The sequence below is a fragment of the Fibrobacter succinogenes genome, from assembly GCF_902779965.1.
In the GTDB taxonomy this organism is placed as follows: Bacteria; Fibrobacterota; Fibrobacteria; order Fibrobacterales; family Fibrobacteraceae; genus Fibrobacter; species Fibrobacter succinogenes_F.
In genome coordinates, this window is record NZ_CACZDK010000009.1 from 12,889 (window position 1) to 31,945 (window position 19,057).

At 48.7% G+C, this 19,057-nt stretch carries 16 protein-coding genes; 3 read left to right on the forward strand and 13 right to left on the reverse strand.

The annotated features are described in order from the left end of the window. Nucleotides 1-7: 7 nt before the first annotated feature. Genes HUF13_RS06110 through HUF13_RS06130 form a run of 5 tightly spaced genes read right to left on the reverse strand, consistent with a single transcriptional unit; the run spans nt 8 to nt 4,815 of the window. The gene (locus HUF13_RS06110) at nt 8-721 is read right to left on the reverse strand and encodes an NUDIX domain-containing protein (protein WP_173474298.1); all 714 of its coding nucleotides are present in this window, start codon (nt 719-721) and stop codon (nt 8-10) included. Then, nucleotides 718-1,833 carry a hypothetical protein gene (locus HUF13_RS06115; protein WP_173474299.1) on the reverse strand — a complete coding sequence of 372 codons (1,116 nt, stop codon included), beginning with the start codon at nt 1,831-1,833 and terminating at the stop codon, nt 718-720. The genes HUF13_RS06110 and HUF13_RS06115 overlap by 4 nt, the downstream gene beginning before the upstream one ends. 10 nt (nt 1,834-1,843) lie before the next feature. Further along, on the reverse strand, nt 1,844-2,758 hold the full coding sequence (locus HUF13_RS06120; RefSeq protein WP_173474300.1) for a peptidase M23: 915 nt from the start codon (nt 2,756-2,758) through the stop codon (nt 1,844-1,846). Next, nucleotides 2,758-3,426, reverse strand: a complete 669-nt coding sequence (locus tag HUF13_RS06125; protein ID WP_173474301.1) for an STAS domain-containing protein — start codon at nt 3,424-3,426, stop codon at nt 2,758-2,760. The genes HUF13_RS06120 and HUF13_RS06125 overlap by 1 nt, the downstream gene beginning before the upstream one ends. A gap of 15 nt (nt 3,427-3,441) precedes the next feature. After that, nucleotides 3,442-4,815, reverse strand: a complete 1,374-nt coding sequence (locus HUF13_RS06130; RefSeq protein ID WP_173474302.1) for a hypothetical protein — start codon at nt 4,813-4,815, stop codon at nt 3,442-3,444. 51 nt (nt 4,816-4,866) lie between these two features. Here HUF13_RS06130 and HUF13_RS06135 point away from each other — a divergent pair, with 51 nt between their 5' ends. Further along, a complete protein-coding gene (locus HUF13_RS06135) occupies nt 4,867-5,796 on the forward strand; it encodes a tyrosine-type recombinase/integrase (RefSeq protein ID WP_173474303.1) in 930 nt (309 codons plus the stop codon). Between the two features lie 103 nt (nt 5,797-5,899). Here HUF13_RS06135 and HUF13_RS06140 read toward each other — a convergent pair whose 3' ends face one another. From HUF13_RS06140 to HUF13_RS06155, 4 genes are all read right to left on the reverse strand, one after another. Further along, nucleotides 5,900-7,021 (reverse strand): hypothetical protein, encoded by a 1,122-nt coding sequence (locus tag HUF13_RS06140; RefSeq protein WP_173474304.1) that lies wholly within the window; start codon nt 7,019-7,021, stop codon nt 5,900-5,902. Between the two features lie 8 nt (nt 7,022-7,029). Next, entirely contained in the window at nt 7,030-8,229 is a 1,200-nt protein-coding gene (locus tag HUF13_RS06145; protein ID WP_304038874.1) for a hypothetical protein, read from the reverse strand. Nucleotides 8,230-8,332: 103 nt separating this feature from the next. After that, entirely contained in the window at nt 8,333-8,869 is a 537-nt protein-coding gene (locus tag HUF13_RS06150; protein WP_173474306.1) for a DUF4416 family protein, read from the reverse strand. 3 nt (nt 8,870-8,872) lie between these two features. Then, nucleotides 8,873-10,162: a hypothetical protein gene (locus HUF13_RS06155; protein ID WP_173474307.1), complete on the reverse strand. Its 1,290-nt coding sequence runs from the start codon at nt 10,160-10,162 to the stop codon at nt 8,873-8,875. A gap of 270 nt (nt 10,163-10,432) precedes the next feature. Between HUF13_RS06155 and HUF13_RS06160 the strand changes: the two genes are divergently transcribed. Then, nucleotides 10,433-12,688 (forward strand): DNA internalization-related competence protein ComEC/Rec2, encoded by a 2,256-nt coding sequence (locus HUF13_RS06160; RefSeq protein WP_304038876.1) that lies wholly within the window; start codon nt 10,433-10,435, stop codon nt 12,686-12,688. A gap of 274 nt (nt 12,689-12,962) precedes the next feature. Here HUF13_RS06160 and HUF13_RS06165 read toward each other — a convergent pair whose 3' ends face one another. From HUF13_RS06165 to hisC, 3 genes are read right to left on the reverse strand one after another with little or no spacing between them, the layout of a single operon-like run. After that, nucleotides 12,963-13,607, reverse strand: a complete 645-nt coding sequence (locus tag HUF13_RS06165) for a hypothetical protein (RefSeq protein WP_173474309.1) — start codon at nt 13,605-13,607, stop codon at nt 12,963-12,965. Between the two features lie 35 nt (nt 13,608-13,642). Beyond that, nucleotides 13,643-14,485, reverse strand: a complete 843-nt coding sequence (hisN, locus tag HUF13_RS06170; RefSeq protein WP_173474310.1) for a histidinol-phosphatase — start codon at nt 14,483-14,485, stop codon at nt 13,643-13,645. A gap of 8 nt (nt 14,486-14,493) precedes the next feature. Continuing rightward, nucleotides 14,494-15,591 (reverse strand): histidinol-phosphate transaminase, encoded by a 1,098-nt coding sequence (gene hisC / locus HUF13_RS06175; RefSeq protein WP_304038878.1) that lies wholly within the window; start codon nt 15,589-15,591, stop codon nt 14,494-14,496. A gap of 54 nt (nt 15,592-15,645) precedes the next feature. Between hisC and HUF13_RS06180 the strand changes: the two genes are divergently transcribed. Next, nucleotides 15,646-16,353 (forward strand): hypothetical protein, encoded by a 708-nt coding sequence (locus HUF13_RS06180; RefSeq protein WP_173474311.1) that lies wholly within the window; start codon nt 15,646-15,648, stop codon nt 16,351-16,353. 94 nt (nt 16,354-16,447) lie between these two features. On the opposite strand, the gene HUF13_RS06185 is transcribed toward HUF13_RS06180, so the two are convergent. Beyond that, a complete protein-coding gene (locus HUF13_RS06185) occupies nt 16,448-19,015 on the reverse strand; it encodes an ATP-dependent Clp protease ATP-binding subunit (protein ID WP_173474312.1) in 2,568 nt (855 codons plus the stop codon). Between the last annotated feature and the right edge of the window lie 42 nt (nt 19,016-19,057).

The following is a 19,057-nucleotide window of genomic DNA, read 5'->3' on the forward strand; positions in this document are numbered from 1 at the left end:
ACCGCTTTTATTTTTTGGATGCCAACCAGCGTTCGTACAGGAACAGCGCGATAAAATTCTTTCCATCAATGAACTGATGCGCGGCTTCTTCGTAAGGCAACACTTCCGTACGGATCCATTCGTTCTCATCGGTGTAAGTCTGGTTCTTGCCATCCATCGCTTCAAGTTCAGCACGCGTCACATGGCGTTCGATGGCATAAAGTCGAATGCGCTCGTCCAAAAGCCCGCAGCTTCCGGCAAAGCCATCGCTTGCGCCCTTGTACCAAAAGTCCATCAAGTCGATAAGTTCTGAATCCTTCGCCTTGATTTGCGCTTCTTCTTCCAGTTCCGAAAGAGCCACCTTGCGGAAGTCGCCCGACCAGTCGAGAATTCCCGCCGGGATTTCGAGCGATGCAGTTTCTGAAATGGCAAATCGCGGTTGGCGCACCAAGAGCAAATAGCGTTTGCCCTCGCAATGGAGCACAACGAGCACGCCCACGGCATGGCCACGTACAAGCACAATCCCGTGCACCGGCTTACCATCCGGCAAAAACGCCGTCGCGTTCAACTTGATAAACAACGGCTCATGCTTTTTGTTAAAGTAATCGACCGAAGCAAAATGAACTTTCGTGATTTTGAATTTTTTCTCAGAAGCTTCAAGCCACTGCTTATAGATTTTGCTTTCAAGAATTATAGGTTTGTCTTCTTCGGGAATTTCAGCAGCAAAGGTATATTCAATCATTTCGACTCCGTCGAATCGGCGCGAAGCGTATCAGGAGCAACCGTCGCCGACTTCCAGACTTTGTACAAACTATCTATTTGCGTTTTGTTTTCGCCGTCATCGCTTTCCGTCAAGATGTTATTACTCTCTAAGCGATAGGCAATCCAATCTTTCTTTGTCGAAGGGCCGCAAGAACGTTCGCCTTCGCTTGGCACAAAGAGTTCTCGCACAAAGGTAGCCTTGCTGTTATAAGCAAAACCGCCATATGCAAAATTATTCATCATAGCGCACGAAGGAATGTTCTCGACATAATATGTGCTCATGTGCCAAATCGTATCCAATCGTTCATTTACTTTTCCAAGCGCAGTCGAATCATATTCCCACTTGGTATTCAAGCAGTAAACGGAATCCGCAGAAGCACAGGCGTAACGCACCGGCACAAGCGCTGTGTCGTTTACGTTCCAACTCGCAGGATAAACAGTATCGGCAACAACGTCACCGCACATATCGACGCGCATGGTGCAATTTGCACGGAGAGTCCGCCAGAAAAATTTTTGCGGCGTAATGGAATCAAGCACTCGCAAAATCGAGGGAGATTCTTTTGTACGTAACGGAAGCGAATCATGCACAGCAAAAGCGGAATCGATAAAGATACTGAACGTATCGCGTTCCAGTTTTCCACGGCGGAGCATGATGGAATCCAGCAAGGAATCCACATCGTTCTTGACAATCACATTCGTCACCTGCGAAGGCAAATCCTTCAGCACCATCTTGAAAGTCGTATCCGGGCGGTACATGGGAGCCGGGCAATCATCCGTATTCACCTTGATCTCGATTTTCGGAGCAATCACAAATACCGAATCGTTTACGCTTTCGTTCAAATCGATCGACGTGAGCGAGCAATTCGAGAAAGACCAAATCTGCGAAAGCGTCACATAAAGCGTATCCGAAATCAGGTGAAGCGTCTTTCCAGAATCAAGAGTTGCGCCCAAAAAGAACCCGTTACCTTCAAAGTTTTCCCCATTCGGCATCACATCGAGAGGGCCATCGCCATCCTGCGCGCACGAAGCGAAAAACGCCATCAACAAAGAAAGCAAATAAACCGGAAAAAATGCTGCGAACTTACGCTTCATACAGACTCACTCAAAAAGGCAGATTCTTTTTGAATATAGCAATTTGAGCAGAATCTACCGGATGCGTCGCCTTGTAAAAATCTTTCCAGCGCACGAACAAACCATTTTGGCGGACCGTCAAGAAAAAAGAAGCGCTATCTTGCGGCGAAAGGCGCCCCACAGCATCGTTAATGCCAAGCGTCTTACCTACGGTAGGCGCCATCTTCCAGGAGCCTATACCGAACATACGCGAAGTAATTCCATTGCCGTGGTCAAATTCCACAAACATACCTAGCGAATCGCGCCCCGCTTCAAGCACAATTCCCGGCAAAACCGGGTAAATCGGAGCTTCGCCAAGCCCCTTAAACAAATCCGCCGAAAGCAACTGTTCCAGGCCTTCAAAGTCAAAGTTATCGACAATCGCAAGAGCCGACCACCCCAGCGGAACATGCGGGCATGGCCCGGGGAAAAGGCAACCGGTCTTGCTCGAAATCCAGACCTTCGAAGAATCTTCACGTTTCATATGTAAAAAAACGTGACGGGTCGAATCTTCAAGCATGACAAGGAGCGCATCGCCAAAATCTCTCTTGGATGCCACCCAATGGATTTTCGCCCCATCGCTAGCCAAATTCCTGACATAGCGCAAAAAAGCATTCGGAAGTTCCAAAGAATCGTTCACAATCCACGAGCACTGCGCATAGCCTTTCTTGAGTTCAAACGGAGTGCCATCATACGATGTACAACCGGCAATCCATTCTTCAACGACCGGAGCAGGGATTTCTTCATTTCCGGGTAGCGGAAGCTTATCCACCAACTTGTGGAACCAGCCATTCGTATAGGCTACAACAATCAGGGAGAAAACTAAAACAATCCTTATCAACGGGAATTTACGACGAGCCCGCTTTTTTCTTTTTTTCCCTTGATACTCTGAAAATTCTACAGCCATTACTTCAAAACAAAATAAGAAACAACAGCGGCAGCGATGAGCAACAGCACGATTATAATAACGATAGGAGTCTTCGAGGACGGAGTTTCATCCACTAACGGATTCTTGTCCAAAAGTCTCGATTCAACCTCCAGAAGCCTTGATTCAACTTCCAAGAGTCTCGATTCGACCAACTGCGGCGTAGTAGGCGGAGTTGCCGTTTTATATTTTGGTTTAGGCACAGACGCTATAGGAGAAGCAGACGAAGCCACCTTCTTCCTTACCATCGGCACCTTTTTCACTGGTCGCACAGCCGGTACAGTCGGGATCTTGACCTTCGAAATATCGACAGGTGTGTAATCGGCCATTTCAGCTTCATTCTTGAAGATTCGAATAAAGCGTTCGAGCCCCACTTTTTTGAGACTCTTCGCAAGGGATTCCTTGTTTGCAATAACCGCAAACGTACCCTTTCTTTTCAAGAGTTCCTGATGGAACTGCATAAAGGCGTTGTATGCATCGCTATAAACAAAATCAATGCCCGATAAATCCACAGCAACAAACTTGGCTTTGGAACTCGAACTTATTACAGAATGGAAATTAGCCTTGAAAAGTTCGGCATCGAAAGCTCCAATCGGATTGAGTGGAGCCGGAAGCAAAATGAATATTCCGACTTTTTTTGGATCAGCCATATCTACTTCCTTGCGTTATTCCAATATTTCATCGTCCGTTTCAATAATCGGAGTGGTAGGTGCTGGGGCAACAGGTACCTGAACAGGCGCTTGAGGTGCCGTAGGCGTTACAGGAGTCGAAGCCGGCGCCTTCGCTTCAGAGTTCACCGGAGAAACCACAGGTGCGACCGTATCCGCTGGCGCTACAGAATCCGCAGGCGCTGTCGAAGTCGCTTTAGCCACAGAATCCACAGGAGCAGAAACCGGAACAACAGGTTCCACAACCGATTCCAGAACTGTTTCTTCCACAAGATTTTCAGCAGGCAATTCATCTTCTGTCACAAGTTTCTTTGCGGCAGCAGTCTTGCTCAAATGGCCCTCTTCCCTCGGTTTATGCCCAAAGAGGTACGGGCTAAAGCTTACGCTCACGCGATGCACCGGAGAGAACACCGGATGCGATTCAAACGCGTAATCCACGACAAGGAAATTGGCAATCGTAAGACCAGCACCCGCCGTTACACTTTTAAACGTCGTAAAGCTGCTGAGACCTACACGCAACTTGAGCCCAAAGTCAAATGCAAATTCGACACCACCACGACCGCCAGACAACCAGTCCAATGGATTTTCCCAAATGCGCTTGCCGTTAGTATCGGTCTCATAATCCAAATCCCTAGCTTCACGATGGAAAAGTCCAGCACTCTGCCAGTAGAAATTGAACTTGCCATAGAGGTATTGCACAGGCAAGCCATAGCTCAAAGCCAAGTAAAACTCAGGAGCCGAATATTCGAACTCGCCTGATTCCCAAGATGCAGCTGATGAAGTCCAACCTTTCAAAAGACCCGCAACGTAAAAATCATCCATGATTTGGTAACGCGCACTGGCATCGCCACGGAAGCCCCAACCGCTTTGGTCCATATCGCGGTAAAGCACATGAAACGCAAGTCCCAAGTCCAAGCGGTCAATAATGCGACGGCCCCATGCTACTGAGAATACCCAGTCCGCAATCGAAAGCGTGTTGTAGTCCGAACCTTCCGGCAGCGGATCGCCTTCGCGAATGTAGGGAATATCATCGGCACCAAATCTAGAGAACGAAACTCCGATACCTTGATTTTTCGGAAGCGGGATAACCATCGATGCATAATCGTACTTGGTATCTTCGTAGTACGCCGTATGCGAGAATGACGCCCACATATACTTGGCCTGCGTAAGCTGGTACGCATTCGTGCCAAGTCCCAGATAATCACCTTCAACCGCTAAAGTCGTTGAACCCAAGGCCGCAGAACGCGCACCCGGCTGAATATCAAGAGTTGCATTCGCACCCACCACGCGATCGGCAGCATAAGCCGACGAAACAAGCGCACAGGCAAGGAAACAAAACCGCAAAGAAATATTTTTTTTCAAAAAAGACATTTGGTGACATCTAAGATAGATTATTTTTTCTTTCGTAAACAATAAAAAAAAATGCTTTTAAACGAATACATCCAAAATTTTTTGATATACCTGCAAACGCAGCGAAGGTATTCCGAAAGAACGGTCGAAACATACCGAAAATCGCTAGAAAAATACCATTCGATGCTTGTTGGTAATGGGCGTTCCGGCCAAAGTGATATTGCTAACAATGTGACGCTAGACACATTTTCCGAAACAAACGTTAAAAATTTTGTGTGGGATTTAAAAATCAAGCAGAAACTGGCGCCGACCAGCATCTGCGAACATCTTGCCGCACTCAAAAGCTTTGGAAAATACCTCGTTCGCTCCAAAATTCTCAACAAGAATCCCGCCGAAGCAGTCCCCATGCCCAAGCGCCCCAAGCGGCTCGTATCGTTCCTCGGGCAAAAAGACCTCGCCGAAGAAAAATTCCCAGAGTTGCCTGAAAATCCAACGCTAAAGCAAATCCGCGCTCGGCTCTTGCTAGAACTCATTTACGGGTCTGGGCTCCGCATTTCAGAATGCCAGAGTCTCTGCTGGAATCAATTACAAATAAAAGAACGTTTAGTTCGCATTATCGGTAAGGGCAATAAGGAACGCATCGTTCCCATCACAGACACGCTAATTACTTGGTTGGAACAATTTCGGGCTGCCGAAATCGAAGCGGGGCACGCCCCAAGCATCAAGAGCCCCGTATTCTTAAACGAAAACGGAAAGCCTTACGATGTACGCACACTCCGAAGCGACATTCATGACTTGTTGCGCGAAATCGGCTGGGAAGGCAAAGCGAGCCCGCACGTGCTGCGCCACAGCTTCGCCACGCACCTGCTCGAAAACGGCGCCGAAATCATGAGTGTCAAGGAAATGCTAGGGCACTCGAACATCTCGACAACGCAAATCTACACGCACGTGAACGCCGAACGCCTCCGCGAGGCATTCAAGAAAACACACCCCAGGGCGTAGCCCTGAGAAGTAGGAAGTTAGAAGTAGGAAGTAGACAGTATAAGTCAGGCGGCGCGGCCGCGATTATAAAACTTCCTACCGACTACTTCCTACTGTCTACTAACTAAAAGAAACTTCCCTTCACGCCGACAGCAATCGTCCACTGCTGGCCGATATCGCTCCAGTCCGGTGCGTTCCACTTTTTCATGGGAGATTCGTCATATTCATTGTGAGCGTTTGCGCCACCCGCCTTGTCATGAATCGGGAGCGAGAACGCGAGGAACACCGGGAAGTCCGGATTCGAGAATTCCAAGCCATAAACAAGCGACATAGACCACGCCTGGTGATCCGGGTCCGGCCTCGGGTCATATTTCCCAACAGATTCAGAAGAAATCCATGCCACACCCAGCGGAATCGAGAAGTTCAGACCGAACGATTGCACGATACCGGAACGTCCACGATAACCATAAGCGATAGAACCGCCAATGGAGGGAGGTGTAAATGCACCAAGGTCATTCTCGCCATACGGCTTGAAGCGGTACTTGAAACGGTCCCCATGTTTATTGAGATTACTCCAGTAGCTGTCGTTAAATTCATTTTCGCCCGAGAACAAGTGCATCGCAAACGGGTGCGTGTAGCTCAAGCTATAGAGCCAAATTCCCTTGTCCGTATCGCGGCTGTAGTCCCAACCAAGCGTAAGCGAGTAAAGCCCGCTCCCTTTCTGGAAACTGCTCGGCAAGATTTCCTTTCCAGCATCCGTACCGCGCTTGATGTCGTACTGCCCTGTCGGGATCGTGAGCGATGCCGAAAGCGATGCCGCACCGCCACTGCCTATCGTCTTCGAAAAATCAAACGAGATATCGCCAAGCCCGCCCGTGCTACGGTCAGCCGGATTCTGGTTGCTGCGATACTGCACTTCCCCACGATGGCTCATGAAAGGAACCGTCACACCCACCTTTGTATCCCATGTCGGCTTGATGGAAAAATGCGGATTCACCGAAAGAGCCGAAAAGTTTTGCCCAACATTGTATTTCGTAAAGACTTCCGCTTCAAGGTATCCGCCCGAAACGCCTTGGCCAATCCACTTGATGCCATCGCCAGAACCGCCTCCGGAACCGCCGGCACCGCAACCGCCAATAGACTCCCACGGAGTCGCTGGAGCCACAGGAGAATTAAAGCCCGCATAAAAAGCAACCGCAACAAGTGCGACAAGAGAACAACCTTCAATCAAAAAATTCTTTTTCATGTCGAACCTCACGGAAGCTTAAGCAAATAAGCGTTGTCAGTACCAGTCGCCAGGAATTTTCCATCAGGAGAACGTCCACCCATCATTGGAATCGGAGCAATCTCCTTATTTTCCCCCACCCATTCCACAGCGAGGTCAGCCGGAGCCCCAGCCGTTAATCGAATTTCACGCATCACCGTGCGGCCTGCAGAACCATCTTGAGCAGAAGCCTCCATCAAATTAACTCTGTTCTGCATCCTTGAACCAGCCGGGAACTCGGTCCACAACACAAAGAGTCTCCCGTTAAACGCAAACCAATGCGGTTGTGCCGGCTCTGACATCATGTCTTTTGTGCGTTCAATCTTTACCGGCTTCGAATCCTTGGAAAGCTCCTGGACATAAGCCTCCCAAGTTTTTTCATCGGATTGCATCGTCATGTTGTAAACCACAAAATTTCCATCCGGCGAGATGAGCGGACTATCAATCCTCCAGTCACCACGATCCACAGGTTTGTTGAGCTTAATAGCCTTCTCTTTACCGCCATTCGCAAAATCGATAAACACGATATCCAGAGGATGATTCTCCGTTCCATCGACATAGGTTAAGCGCACTTCTTTCGTTCCAAAAAATCCCTCAACGGTAGAGGCGTCACCATCTTTTTCGGTTTCTGCCGAAGGTTTCACCCACACATGCGGAGTCGCTTCCGAAATAATATTTTTCTCGAAAAACCAAAACCTTTTCTTATCCGACATGCGAACAGCAAAAATCCCGAAATCCTTATTATGGCAAGCAGTGCTACCATCTATATCATACCCACGCAAGGCAACAATGAAATTCGCATGAGTACTCCATTCCGGATCCTGGAATTCGCATTCGCCCTTGGACCGCATAAAATACCACTTCACATTATTTGCAGTATCCACAACAGTCAAACGATCGTGTAGATCCAACCCATCAGCCTGATGCAATGTGTAAACACTATCCGGGGCATTTACATTCAACGTGCCACCAAAATTCAACCACAGCATCGAAGCAGGATAGTTCACCGTATCTTGCGAGACCGATGGATTGCAAACCTGCTGGTCTTTATTTATGGGATAGATTTTCCCAATCGCAGAAATTTTGTCGGACTCGGAAACTTCAGTAGTTTCCGCAACAAACGGATCAGGGCTATAGCACGCCAAAAGCGTAAGGGACAAGAGTCCCAGAAATAAGGAATTCTTTTTCATCAATATGCAATATAGTTATTAGTCACTAGTTAATAGTTGCTAGATAACTGCAAATAGAGGTAAATCTAGTTAGAATTCTGAATTCAAAGATCCAAATTCCCCATTAGCCGTTTTTTCTAGCTTTCTTGAACTTTTCGCGGATTAACTGCAAGTCGTGCTGGTACGGGTTCCGCATAAAATCGTCAAACGCCCACGCCGTCGGGTGGAAAACGCCCTTCGCATACGTCAAAAGCATATCGAGCCAAACGCCCTTACCCGCATAAAGTTTGAAAGGTCCACGTTTGTAGCTCGGCAGCACAACCTTGTCCATGTCCATATAGCCAATGTCAATATTCACATGGCGAAGTTCCGGCGCATCTGCCGAAGCCGTCGTGAGTTCCAGCGCATTGCTGCGATCCTTTTCTTCGGCAATCGTCTCCGGCGGGATTTCACGCTCGAACGAGACCACACCGCGATACAAGTCGTCACCCATCTCGGGCTTGTAATAATCCGTCTTGTCAAACGCAAAGAGGCGCCCTTTATGGCGAATTTTACCCCATGTTTTTTCAAGGAGTTCAATAACATTCGGGTCCCATTCGGAACCCTTTTGCAACACAAACGCAATCAACTGCGCATTTTCAGAAAATTGAGAAGCTTTCATTTTTTAATGCGGGAAAATCATCAACGACGAACGTATAATTTCCATCTGTTGTTTTGAAAAAGAAATCACGCCCACTTTGTCAAGCGTCACAGGAAACATTATGTTATATTTATCTGGGCACGAATGTAAGTCCAATTCAAGAGCATAATCATCGGCTCCTTCGCTGCTCTTATAAAGGGTATTTCTAGGACTAGAAAAAACATCACAAAACGGAGTATCCTTCAAACCGTCCTCGACATTCGACAAATCTTCAATAACGCCGTCGTCGTCTTCAACATCGTCAAGCAGTCCCAAGTCACGCTTTGTGGTCGAAGTATGCCTAAGTCCAAAGAAATGTCCTGTTTCGTGAAGCGCAGTTATAATAATATTATACGACGAAAGCAACTCATACCCATTACCCCTTTTAACATACTCACCAATCACAACTGAGCTCTGTTTGCCGGCCCCTAAAATTCCCGAAAATATACGAGAATACCCCATGACATCTTTATTTTTTATGCTATGGACAAGAACAATGTTCAGCGCATTGCGAAGTCCTTCTTCGGGCCAGCCAGCCAGTTCACTAACAAACATATCTTCAGAACTGATACCAGCCACCCACGGTTGATCACCCGGATAATACGGGCCCAAAGTTGGGTGATTGTGGGCATAGCGAACATAAAGGGTATCGATAGTTATGCCGTAATATTTTTCACGAAAAAGTTTTAGCATGTCGCTCGCCAGCTCATCAATATTTTTGCCGTCAAGCGTTTTATCCATAGAACCCACGACAATCAAATTAATCGAGATATGATCGCTATAAGAACCGAATCCCTGAAATCTGATGTTGTTTACTTTGCCCTTGTAATACTCTCCGTCCACGCCAAGCGAAGTAAGCCAAATCGACATTTTATTTTCTTCGCAAGTAAAAGAATATACATAGCGGTTCCCAACAACCGTAGGCGATAAAGTTCTAATCCTTGAAGACCCTACAAGATCTTTTGAATATGCCAAGTCATAAGTGCGGAACAACTGCAATTCTGGAGCCGGCTGAGTCGAATCAATATCAAAAGAAAGTGTATAGGACGCTCCCGGATGGACCACAAGCGCAATTCCCCGAGCCAGATTAACCGCTGCAGAGTCATTTTTGGCAATGTCGTTCGGATAAAGTTTATGAGCTATCGGGCGACTCGAATCAGGCGAAAGCACTGAACCACCATCAGCATCAACAGATTCTGAGCATGAAGTAAAAAAACTTGCACAAAAAATGCAAAGAAAAGCCCACAACAACTCTTTTTTACAAAACTTTTTCATAAACTCCTAATCCAAAAACTCCTCTAAAGCGTGTATAAAATACAGACTCATTTAAAATACAAAAGAAATAAGAAAATGAATAAAAATATCAAAGAAAAAATATTTAAAGCATTTCATGAGCTAATTGCACCTCTAGACGGGAAACCAGCCCTTGTGAGCGCGATCATTCTAACCGTCACTTTGGCTTCTCTGGATAGGCCCAATTTCGCCATATTCCTACTTGGAATGGTGTTTTTACTCACACATTCTTTCCGGCGACACCTGCAATGGGTGATTTTTATTTCAATGGCCGTCGGAATTGTCGTCCATGAGGGGATTCCGAGTTTTGGAACACTTTGGGGAAATGAAAAAGGCGCTCGGGAATACGCGGGGGAATGCGCAGAAAAAGGCGTGGGAGATTGTGACGGTAAATACGCGAAAATAAGCAATTTAGGCTGTGGAAAAATCGAAATGCGCCTGCCGCGCCCCAAGGGAACTGCATTTATCATCAACGTTTCGCAAGAAAAAATCAGAAATACCGCAAATTCATTCGAAGAGACTCGCGATATTCACTACAAAGTGCGATTGACCGAAAAGCGGGACATGCCGAACCTTCCTGAACCCGGCGATTCCATTTGCTACGAAGCTTCTTGGTACCCCGTTACACCGCCAACGGTTCCTGGAGCATTCGACACGCAAGGTTGGTTAAAGTCCCAGAATCTCGCCGCCTACGGAAAATTCAAGCACTGGGTATCGTACCCTGGCGATAGGACTTTCGAGAGGAGTTTCTTCAAGTTCCGACAATTTTTGCAAGCGCGATTTGCAAAATTCCTCGATCCTGCCGAAACAGGACTCTTGATGGGGCTTTTGGCGGGCGACCGCTCAGGCATTCCAGAGGTTTTGCGAAGCGATTTTCAGCGTTCGGGGCTTGTGCATGTGCTTGCCATCAGCGGTTTTCACGTTGTTTTGCTCGCTGGGATGCTCATGGTATTCCTCAAAGCGACAGGACTTCCGCATAAAATCGTCATTTTCATTGCCGTGGCGCTCCTCGCGGTTTACGTCCCCGTAACAGGCGGCTCGCCTGCCGTTCGTCGCGCCGTCATGATGTTTGCCATCCCGCAAATCGGAACGTTATTCGGAAAACCGGCCAACACGCTCAACAGCTTAGGCGTCGCGTTGCTCCTCATCATTTTGCCGGAACCCAGCGTCATCTGGAATCCAGGATTCCAGCTTTCTTTTGCAGCCACCGCAGGCATCATCATCGGAACGCCGCACAACCCGACAAAATATTTACCCGAAAGCCTTAGCCGCAACAAGCTTTGGCAAAAAATCCAAGCATTCGCGATTGACCCCACGTACGTTACGCTCTGCGCCACACTCGCCACGGCACCTTTTTTGATTCATCACTTCAAGACACTCTCGCCGTTCGCCTGGTTCGGAAACATCATCATCGTGCCCGCCATTTCGCTCGGCATGCAAGCGGGGCTTTTCGCGCAGCTCTCCCCCATTGACTTTATCAGCGGCACATTCTGCGCCGCCGCACGATTCTTTTTGCGGCTCGCCTCGCTCCTCACGCGCATACTCTCGGACAGCGCCGCCGCCTCGATGACCGTCGGGCCGTTTTCGCCACCGGTATTGCTCGCGCTCGGATTCTTGATTTTACTTTTGCCGATTTGCCGCAAGAATTACCTCGCCCGCAAATACGCTTTTTTATGCATGTTAGCCGGCGCCGCTTTGTTCTCATTCGAAAGCTACCGCGAAGTTCTGCACCCGTCGTGGACGCTTACGACCATCGATGTTGGGCAAGGCGATAGCCATCTTGTCAAGGCGCCATCCGGCAGGCATTTTCTCGTGGACGCCGGCGACAACAGCAGGCAAGATTCCGGCAAAGACATCATCGTTCCCTTTTTGCACCACATCGGCGTGCGAGAACTCGATGCTTTAATCATCACGCACCCCGACAAGGACCATTTCGGAGGCGCCCTTTCGCTATTAAAAATGTTCCCCGTCAAGGAAATATGGGCGAGCAAATGTTCGCTAAAAGAACGCAAACCCGACTGGCAACAAGTCCTCCGCGAAGCAAACAAACGCCACATCCCGATTCGCGACGTACACCGCGGCCTCCTTTGGAAAGAAAACTTCTTTGAAATTCGAACGCTCCACCCTGTCGAAAACGTCTGCACCGAAGCAAACGAAGGAAGCATAACGCTGCGACTCAAGGGACTTGGGCATTCAGCCATCCTCACCGGAGACCTAACCACCGCCGGAGAAAAAACTATTATGAAAACCGACGTTTATCTGAAAAGCGACGTGCTGAAACTCGGACACCACGGTTCCAAAACATCGAGCAGTCTACCGTTCCTGACCGCCGTTGCCCCCACGTACGCCATCATCCCAAGCGGTCGCAAGAACAGGTTCCGCCACCCGCACAAACAAGTGACCGACCGCCTCGATTCGCTAAACATTCCCTACATCAACACCGCCAAAAAAGGGACGATAACATTCACGTTCGTCCCTGATTCAGTAAGCTATACAACGATGTGGTAAATTGCGGCTTCGCCGCAGTTACTAGTTACTAGATACTAGTTACTAGCAAAACGTCATCCTGACACCGAAGGTGGAAGGATCCAGTAAAGTCAGTTGATAGAACTTAGTGATGTCATTCTGGAGAGAGCCTTATTCAAATGCGAAGCCATTAATGTCTTTAGCCCCGAATTAAGGTTGGTGAGCCTGTCGAACCACCGAGCCGGGAGACCGATAGGATCCAGTAAAGTTTAGTGTTTAAGAGTTAGGTTATAGGGACTAATCTTAGAAAGATAAGCTATTTACTTGTTCCAGCGCCCCCTATCTGGAAGAAAAATTTGCACTTAAAATCATCTGCAAAATTTTTCTCCAAACGAACGCCGGCTTCAAAATAACCTGTTCGCATTGGGGACCACCGCAAACCAATATCATTCACGTATGTAAAACTGCGCAAATGAAATCCTCGTTCATAAATAACATGAGTGATAATATGACTTTGATCCGTCAATCCCAACCATGATTTAGGAACTAAAGGGATATAAAGGTTTCCGCACCAGGCATATACAGGGACTCCTAGAAGTATATAGCCCAACACTTCTAGAACCTCATTTGAAGGAGAATATCCATCAAACGCCCATACAATCAAGCCCACCACTAAGGCTCCACCCAAGGAAAATAGAGCCTCGTCAGAAACTTTATTTGGATCAATGCTAACATGAAGCGGATCAAATCCAAAATAGACATCAAATAAATTGCCTATATGGAAAGCGTCCGCTTCAGTCCCTGAACGAATATCAAACAGAGATATTTCCGCAGTCGTCGGATACACATAAGAAGCATGAAAAGTCATTCCATAGGGCAAATAGCTTTCTTTGACCGGTTCTTTGCCCATGCCATTACAGCAAAGAAAAAGAACTAGCAAGCCTATAAGGATTCTTTTCATACAATCTACAAAAACAACTTTATATGCGACAAATCTTACTTCTTCAAGCAATCGAGTGCAGCGACGTGCAACAGTCCATTCGATGCGATACTCGTGAACCCTTCGTAAATGGGCGCCGTCGGCTTACCACTTGCATCAAAGAGTTCCATCTTGCCATCTATCGTGCTGAACTTGCCACCCGCTTCTTTCATCAAAAGCGGGAACGGTGCGATATCCCAAAGCGATACGATCGGATCCACCATGATTTCGGCACGGCCAGCCGCTACAAGATAATACCCATAGCAATCGCCCCAGCCGCGATGCAAGCGAGCGCTACGACGGAGCTTCGTAAAGCCTTCACCAAAGCCCTTGTCTTCCATCGTGTTAACAGTTCCCGAAAGCACAAGCGCATCGCTCAACTGCGACACCTTCGAAGCGTGGGCTTCGCGACCATCCAAGAATGCACCGCCTCCGTTGACCGCCCACACGGCGCTCTTCATCGCCGGCAAACGAATCACGCTTGCAATCGGAACGTTCTTGTGGTAAAGCGCAATCAGCGTTCCGAACAACGGCACACCATGAATAAACGACTTCGTACCGTCAATCGGGTCAATCACCCACTGGAATTCCGCATCAGGACTTTCAATGCCAAATTCTTCACCAATGACGCCAAAGCCGGGCGTTTCCTTGGCCCAGAATTTGCGCGCAAGTTCTTCGGTACCCTTGTCTGCAATTGTCACCGGAGTCTTGTCTGCTTTCCATTCAACGCCTACGTTGTTCTGGTAGTACTTGAGGATGTTTTCTTCGGCAAGTTCCGCCGTTTTGAGAGCAATCTTCAAGAGTTCCAGATTTTCAGGAGCAACTTCATCCCTTGCAATTCGATTTTCCGTTTCGAACATGCGATCTCCTAGCCGACCCACTTTTTAACAAGCGAAACAAGCAGTTCATTTTCTTCGGGCTTGCCTACTGTAATACGGATGTGTTCCGGCATGCCAAAGCTCGTAAGCCCGCGGACAATCATCCCGTTCTGTTCCAAGAACGAAACAAGTTCCTTGGCCTTATCGCCAATGTGAACGCAAATAAAGTTCGCCTGCGTCGGGAGCACCTTGAAACCAAGAGCCGTAAATTCGCGGTTCAAGTATTCAAACCCAATAGCGTTGTTCTTGCGCGTTGCTTCAACGTGGTCCGTATCAGCAAAAGCGGCAATCGCCGCCACCTGGGCAGCCTGGTTCACGTCAAACGGCGGCTTGATTTTCCACATGTGGCGCACAACTTCAGCATTCGCAATCGCATAACCCACGCGGAGTCCAGCCAATCCATAAATCTTACTGAAGGTGCGGTTGATGAACAAGTTCGGGAACTCGTCCAATGCAGACGCAAGCTTCGGGAAATCCGGAGCCGTTGCAAATTCCGCATAAGCCTCGTCCAAGAACACGAGAACGTTCTTCGGCACTTTAGCGAGGAACGCACGAATTTCAGTTTCGGTGTAATAGTGACCGGTCGGATTGTTCGGGTTACAAATGAACACCACGCGAGTCTTTTCGTTGATAGCCGCAGCAAGCTTATCAAGGCTTGCACGTTCTTCACCCTCGCCCACACCAATAAAATCAGCGCCGTTCGAAAGCGTCGTAAACTTGTAGACCGAGAACGTCGGCGTCACACCCACGCAATTATCACCCTGGCGGATAAATGCCTTACCCACCATGTCGATGATTTCATCAGAACCGTTGCCAATGACAATCTGGTTTTTGTTCACACCAAATTTTTTTGCAATATCGTCAATCAACTTCGGAGCATCGCCACGCGGGTACAAGTGCAAGGAATTCGCAATTTCATGGAACGCTTCCACCGCCTTCGGAGAAGCGCCAAGCGGGTTCTCGTTAGACGCAAGCTTTACAACATTCTTAAGACCATAACGTTCACGAATTTCGTCGATGGACTTGCCAGGGACATAATCGGAAAGTTTAGAAAGTTCTGGACGCGGATCGACCACAAATACCTCCATTTTAACGCGTGTAAATTTAGCTTTTACCAGAGGATTTATCTAACTTTGATAATCATGAAGCACATTCTTTGCCTACTATTTGTCTTTTTAGCGACCAACGCTTTTGCACTCGACCACATGTGGGACATGAGGTACACCTTCGGCCCCGAAAGCCGTCCATCCCCAAAGATCGGTCTCGGTATCGGCATCCGCAGTCCCTTCAACTCGAACGTCCTCTTCCCCATCAACTTTACAACCCGACTGAACAAGCAATTCGATGTCGGCGCAAAACTCGATATCAACACATACAACCAATTAAACGAAACTAGGACAGCCCTTGACCTTGGCGTTCGTTACCGCTACAAGCCAAGTTCTTTCCTCGCCTTCGATGGCTACCTGGACTTGAGCGACATCAGCGCAAGCGCAATCGTATTCACCATCGGAACACAACAGTTCATTGCAAAATGCTTCGCCAACTATTACGAACTCCGCGCGGGATTCCTCGACGGAGCAACAATGTATAACGGCGAAGAAGGTTACGTCAAGTTTTCTGGCGCCATGATTCCGACACTTGTTTTCGGACAAATGTTCCGCATTTTCCTTGAAATCAACACGTCGGCAAGTATAGGAAATCTCCGCGACGACTTTATGCTAGACATTATTCCGAAGTTCGAACTGACATTCGGCGGCACGCACATCCGCATTGACTTCGGCGTCGGCGTAATGCAAGAAAAGAACAATGATGTAAAAACCATTGCTCTTTACGTTATGACAGCATTGTAGTAGGAAGTGGTTAGTAGACAGTATGCAGTAAACAGGAATGCAAAAAGAAACGTTCTTGTCGCAATCCTAACCACCAACCACTAACCACTAATCACTACTTCACCACAAACATTCCGTTCTTGTAATCGACTACAGCAGGCTTTGCCGCACTCACGGTTCCCGAGAGGATTGCATGGCTCAACGGACGTTCTATGTTGCGTTCGATGTAACGCTGGATCGGGCGAGCACCGAATTCCGGCTGGTAAGCACCTTCCGCAATCGCATCAAGCGCCGCATCCGAAAGCGTAAGCACCAAGTCCTGACGGGCAGCGCGGTTCGCCAAATCTGCAAATTTGAGTTTCACGATTTCGCGAATCTGCTTTTTCGAGAGGCTCTGGAACACAAGCACTTCGTCCAAGCGGTTCAAGAATTCCGGGCGGAAGAACGCGTGCAAGTCACCTTCGACATCAGCAAGCGCAACCTGCGGCGGTTCACCGTTCTTTGCACTAGCCGCACTCAAGCGGAACTTTTCGGCACCCAAGTTCGAGGTCATCAAAATCAAGGTGTTCTTGAAGTTCACCGTACGACCCTTGCCGTCCGTCAAACGACCATCGTCCAACACCTGCAACAGCGTATTAAACACGTCCGGGTGCGCCTTCTCGATTTCATCGAGCAAAATCACGCAGTACGGATGCGTACGCACAGCTTCGGTCAGCTGGCCGCCTTCTTCGTAACCCACGTATCCCGGAGGAGCACCGATCAAACGACTAACGCTATGCTTTTCCATGTATTCGCTCATGTCGATACGGACAAGCGCATTTTCGCTATCGAAAAGTTCCACAGCCAAAGCCTTTGCAAGTTCCGTCTTACCCACGCCCGTCGGGCCCAAGAAGAGGAAACTTCCAATCGGCGCATTTTCACGGCTTAAACCGCTACGGTTACGCAAAATCGCTTCGGACACGGCTTCAACAGCTTCGTCCTGGCCAATCACGCGGGCATGCAAACGTTCATCCAAGTGCAACAACTTTGCCTTTTCGCCTTCGCAAAGCTTTGTCACCGGAATACCCGTCCAACGGCTCACCACAAGCGCAATCGTCTCTTCCGTGACTTCTTCGCTCAAGCCGCCTTCTTCGGCACTCTTGCGGAGCGCTTCGGTCTTTTCGGCAAGTTCCTTCTCGATGTTCACAATCTTGTTGTACTTGAGTTCCGCGGCACGATTCAAGTCGTAACGGGCTTCCGCCTGTTCCATCTCGTCCTTCGCAGCCTTCAATGATTTCTTCAAGTCCTGCACTTCGGCAAATGCGGCACGGCGGTCTTGCCAGCGTTCCTGCATTTTCTTAACCTCGGCATCAGTACCCGCAAGTTCTTCACGGAGCTCTTTCAAGCGCTTTACGCTGTTTGCGTCCGTTTCTTTTGCCAAGGCCTGCTCCTCGATTTTCATCTGGAGTTCCTTACGCTGCAAGGTATCGAGCGCTTCCGGGACCGTGTCCATCTGCGTTTTCACAAGGCTTGCCGCCTCGTCAATCAAGTCAATAGCCTTGTCCGGCAAGAATCGATCACTGATGTAACGATTCGAAAGTTTCACTGCAGCCACGAGCGCGTTGTCGTGCAGACGTACGCCATGGTGCGCGTCAAAGCCTTCCTTAATGCCACGCAAGATGGAAATGGCTTCGTCTTCGCTCGGTTCCGAAACCTGCACCGGCTGGAATCGACGTTCCAAAGCAGAATCCTTTTCGATGTACTTGCGGTATTCCTGAGTCGTCGTCGCACCAATGCAATGGAGTTCACCACGAGCAAGCTTCGGCTTTAACATATTGCCAAGGTCCATCGAGCCTTCGGTCTTGCCGGCCCCCACAATGTTGTGGAGTTCATCGATGAACATAAGCGTGTTGCCATCTTCTTCAATAGCGTCAATAACCGCCTTGAGCCTTTCTTCAAAGTCGCCACGGTATTTTGCACCCGCCATCAACGCAGACAAATCAAGCGCAAAGACCTTCTTGCCCTTCAACGCATCCGGCACGTCACCGCGGTAAATACGTTCGGCAAGGCCTTCGACAATAGCAGTCTTACCCACACCCGGTTCACCGACCAAGCACGGATTGTTCTTTGTCTTACGGCTCAAAATCAAAATCACACGACGGATTTCTTCTTCACGGCCAATCACCGGCGAAAGCTTTCCGTCAGCCGCCATTTCGACAAGTTCACGACCGTAGAGTTTCAGCGGAGACTGTTCTTCGGCATTCGCGGCACCCGCAAACGGGTCCGAAAGCCAAGTTTCCACCACTTCTGTAGAACCAAGCGCATCGGCAAATACCTTCGAAAGCGCACGGTCGCCCGAGAACTTCATGAGCGCCACCAGCAAATCACCCGGCGTGACCATTCGGCTGACCTGACGCGCCGCCTGCACAGCCGCACGCAAAATACGGTTCAAGTCGCTATCCGGTTCCACATCCGGGTTCACGCCTTCCATGCGCGGGATTTTCTGGACAAACGGTTCCAAACGGCCACGGAGTTCGTTCGTCTTGACGCCCTTGGATTTATAGAGTTTCTTCAAGGTCGCATCGGGACCTTCCACAAGGCCAACGGCCAAATGCGCCGCACCCAAGTAGGAATGCGAGCAACGGTCGCGCAAACTCTGCGCTTTTGCCAAAACCTTTTCTGCATCGTTAGTAAAATCGGACATTTTATCCTCGCTTTTCTTTTTTCCCCATCCCTATTGCAAACC

What these genes read in the sequence shown, in the direction of transcription:
- hisN (WP_173474310.1), bottom strand. Translation starts at nt 14,485, where the DNA reads ATGTTCGAAACGGAAAATCGAATTGCAAGGGATGAAGTTGCTCCTGAA.
- HUF13_RS06125 (WP_173474301.1), bottom strand. Translation starts at nt 3,426, where the DNA reads ATGGCTGATCCAAAAAAAGTCGGAATATTCATTTTGCTTCCGGCTCCA.
- HUF13_RS06165 (WP_173474309.1), bottom strand. Translation starts at nt 13,607, where the DNA reads ATGAAAAGAATCCTTATAGGCTTGCTAGTTCTTTTTCTTTGCTGTAAT.
- HUF13_RS06155 (WP_173474307.1), bottom strand. Translation starts at nt 10,162, where the DNA reads ATGAAAAAGTTTTGTAAAAAAGAGTTGTTGTGGGCTTTTCTTTGCATT.
- HUF13_RS06110 (WP_173474298.1), bottom strand. Translation starts at nt 721, where the DNA reads ATGATTGAATATACCTTTGCTGCTGAAATTCCCGAAGAAGACAAACCT.
- HUF13_RS06180 (WP_173474311.1), top strand. Translation starts at nt 15,646, where the DNA reads ATGAAGCACATTCTTTGCCTACTATTTGTCTTTTTAGCGACCAACGCT.
- HUF13_RS06185 (WP_173474312.1), bottom strand. Translation starts at nt 19,015, where the DNA reads ATGTCCGATTTTACTAACGATGCAGAAAAGGTTTTGGCAAAAGCGCAG.
- HUF13_RS06145 (WP_304038874.1), bottom strand. Translation starts at nt 8,229, where the DNA reads ATGAAAAAGAATTCCTTATTTCTGGGACTCTTGTCCCTTACGCTTTTG.
- hisC (WP_304038878.1), bottom strand. Translation starts at nt 15,591, where the DNA reads ATGGAGGTATTTGTGGTCGATCCGCGTCCAGAACTTTCTAAACTTTCC.
- HUF13_RS06130 (WP_173474302.1), bottom strand. Translation starts at nt 4,815, where the DNA reads ATGTCTTTTTTGAAAAAAAATATTTCTTTGCGGTTTTGTTTCCTTGCC.
- HUF13_RS06140 (WP_173474304.1), bottom strand. Translation starts at nt 7,021, where the DNA reads ATGAAAAAGAATTTTTTGATTGAAGGTTGTTCTCTTGTCGCACTTGTT.
- HUF13_RS06120 (WP_173474300.1), bottom strand. Translation starts at nt 2,758, where the DNA reads ATGGCTGTAGAATTTTCAGAGTATCAAGGGAAAAAAAGAAAAAAGCGG.
- HUF13_RS06150 (WP_173474306.1), bottom strand. Translation starts at nt 8,869, where the DNA reads ATGAAAGCTTCTCAATTTTCTGAAAATGCGCAGTTGATTGCGTTTGTG.
- HUF13_RS06115 (WP_173474299.1), bottom strand. Translation starts at nt 1,833, where the DNA reads ATGAAGCGTAAGTTCGCAGCATTTTTTCCGGTTTATTTGCTTTCTTTG.
- HUF13_RS06135 (WP_173474303.1), top strand. Translation starts at nt 4,867, where the DNA reads ATGCTTTTAAACGAATACATCCAAAATTTTTTGATATACCTGCAAACG.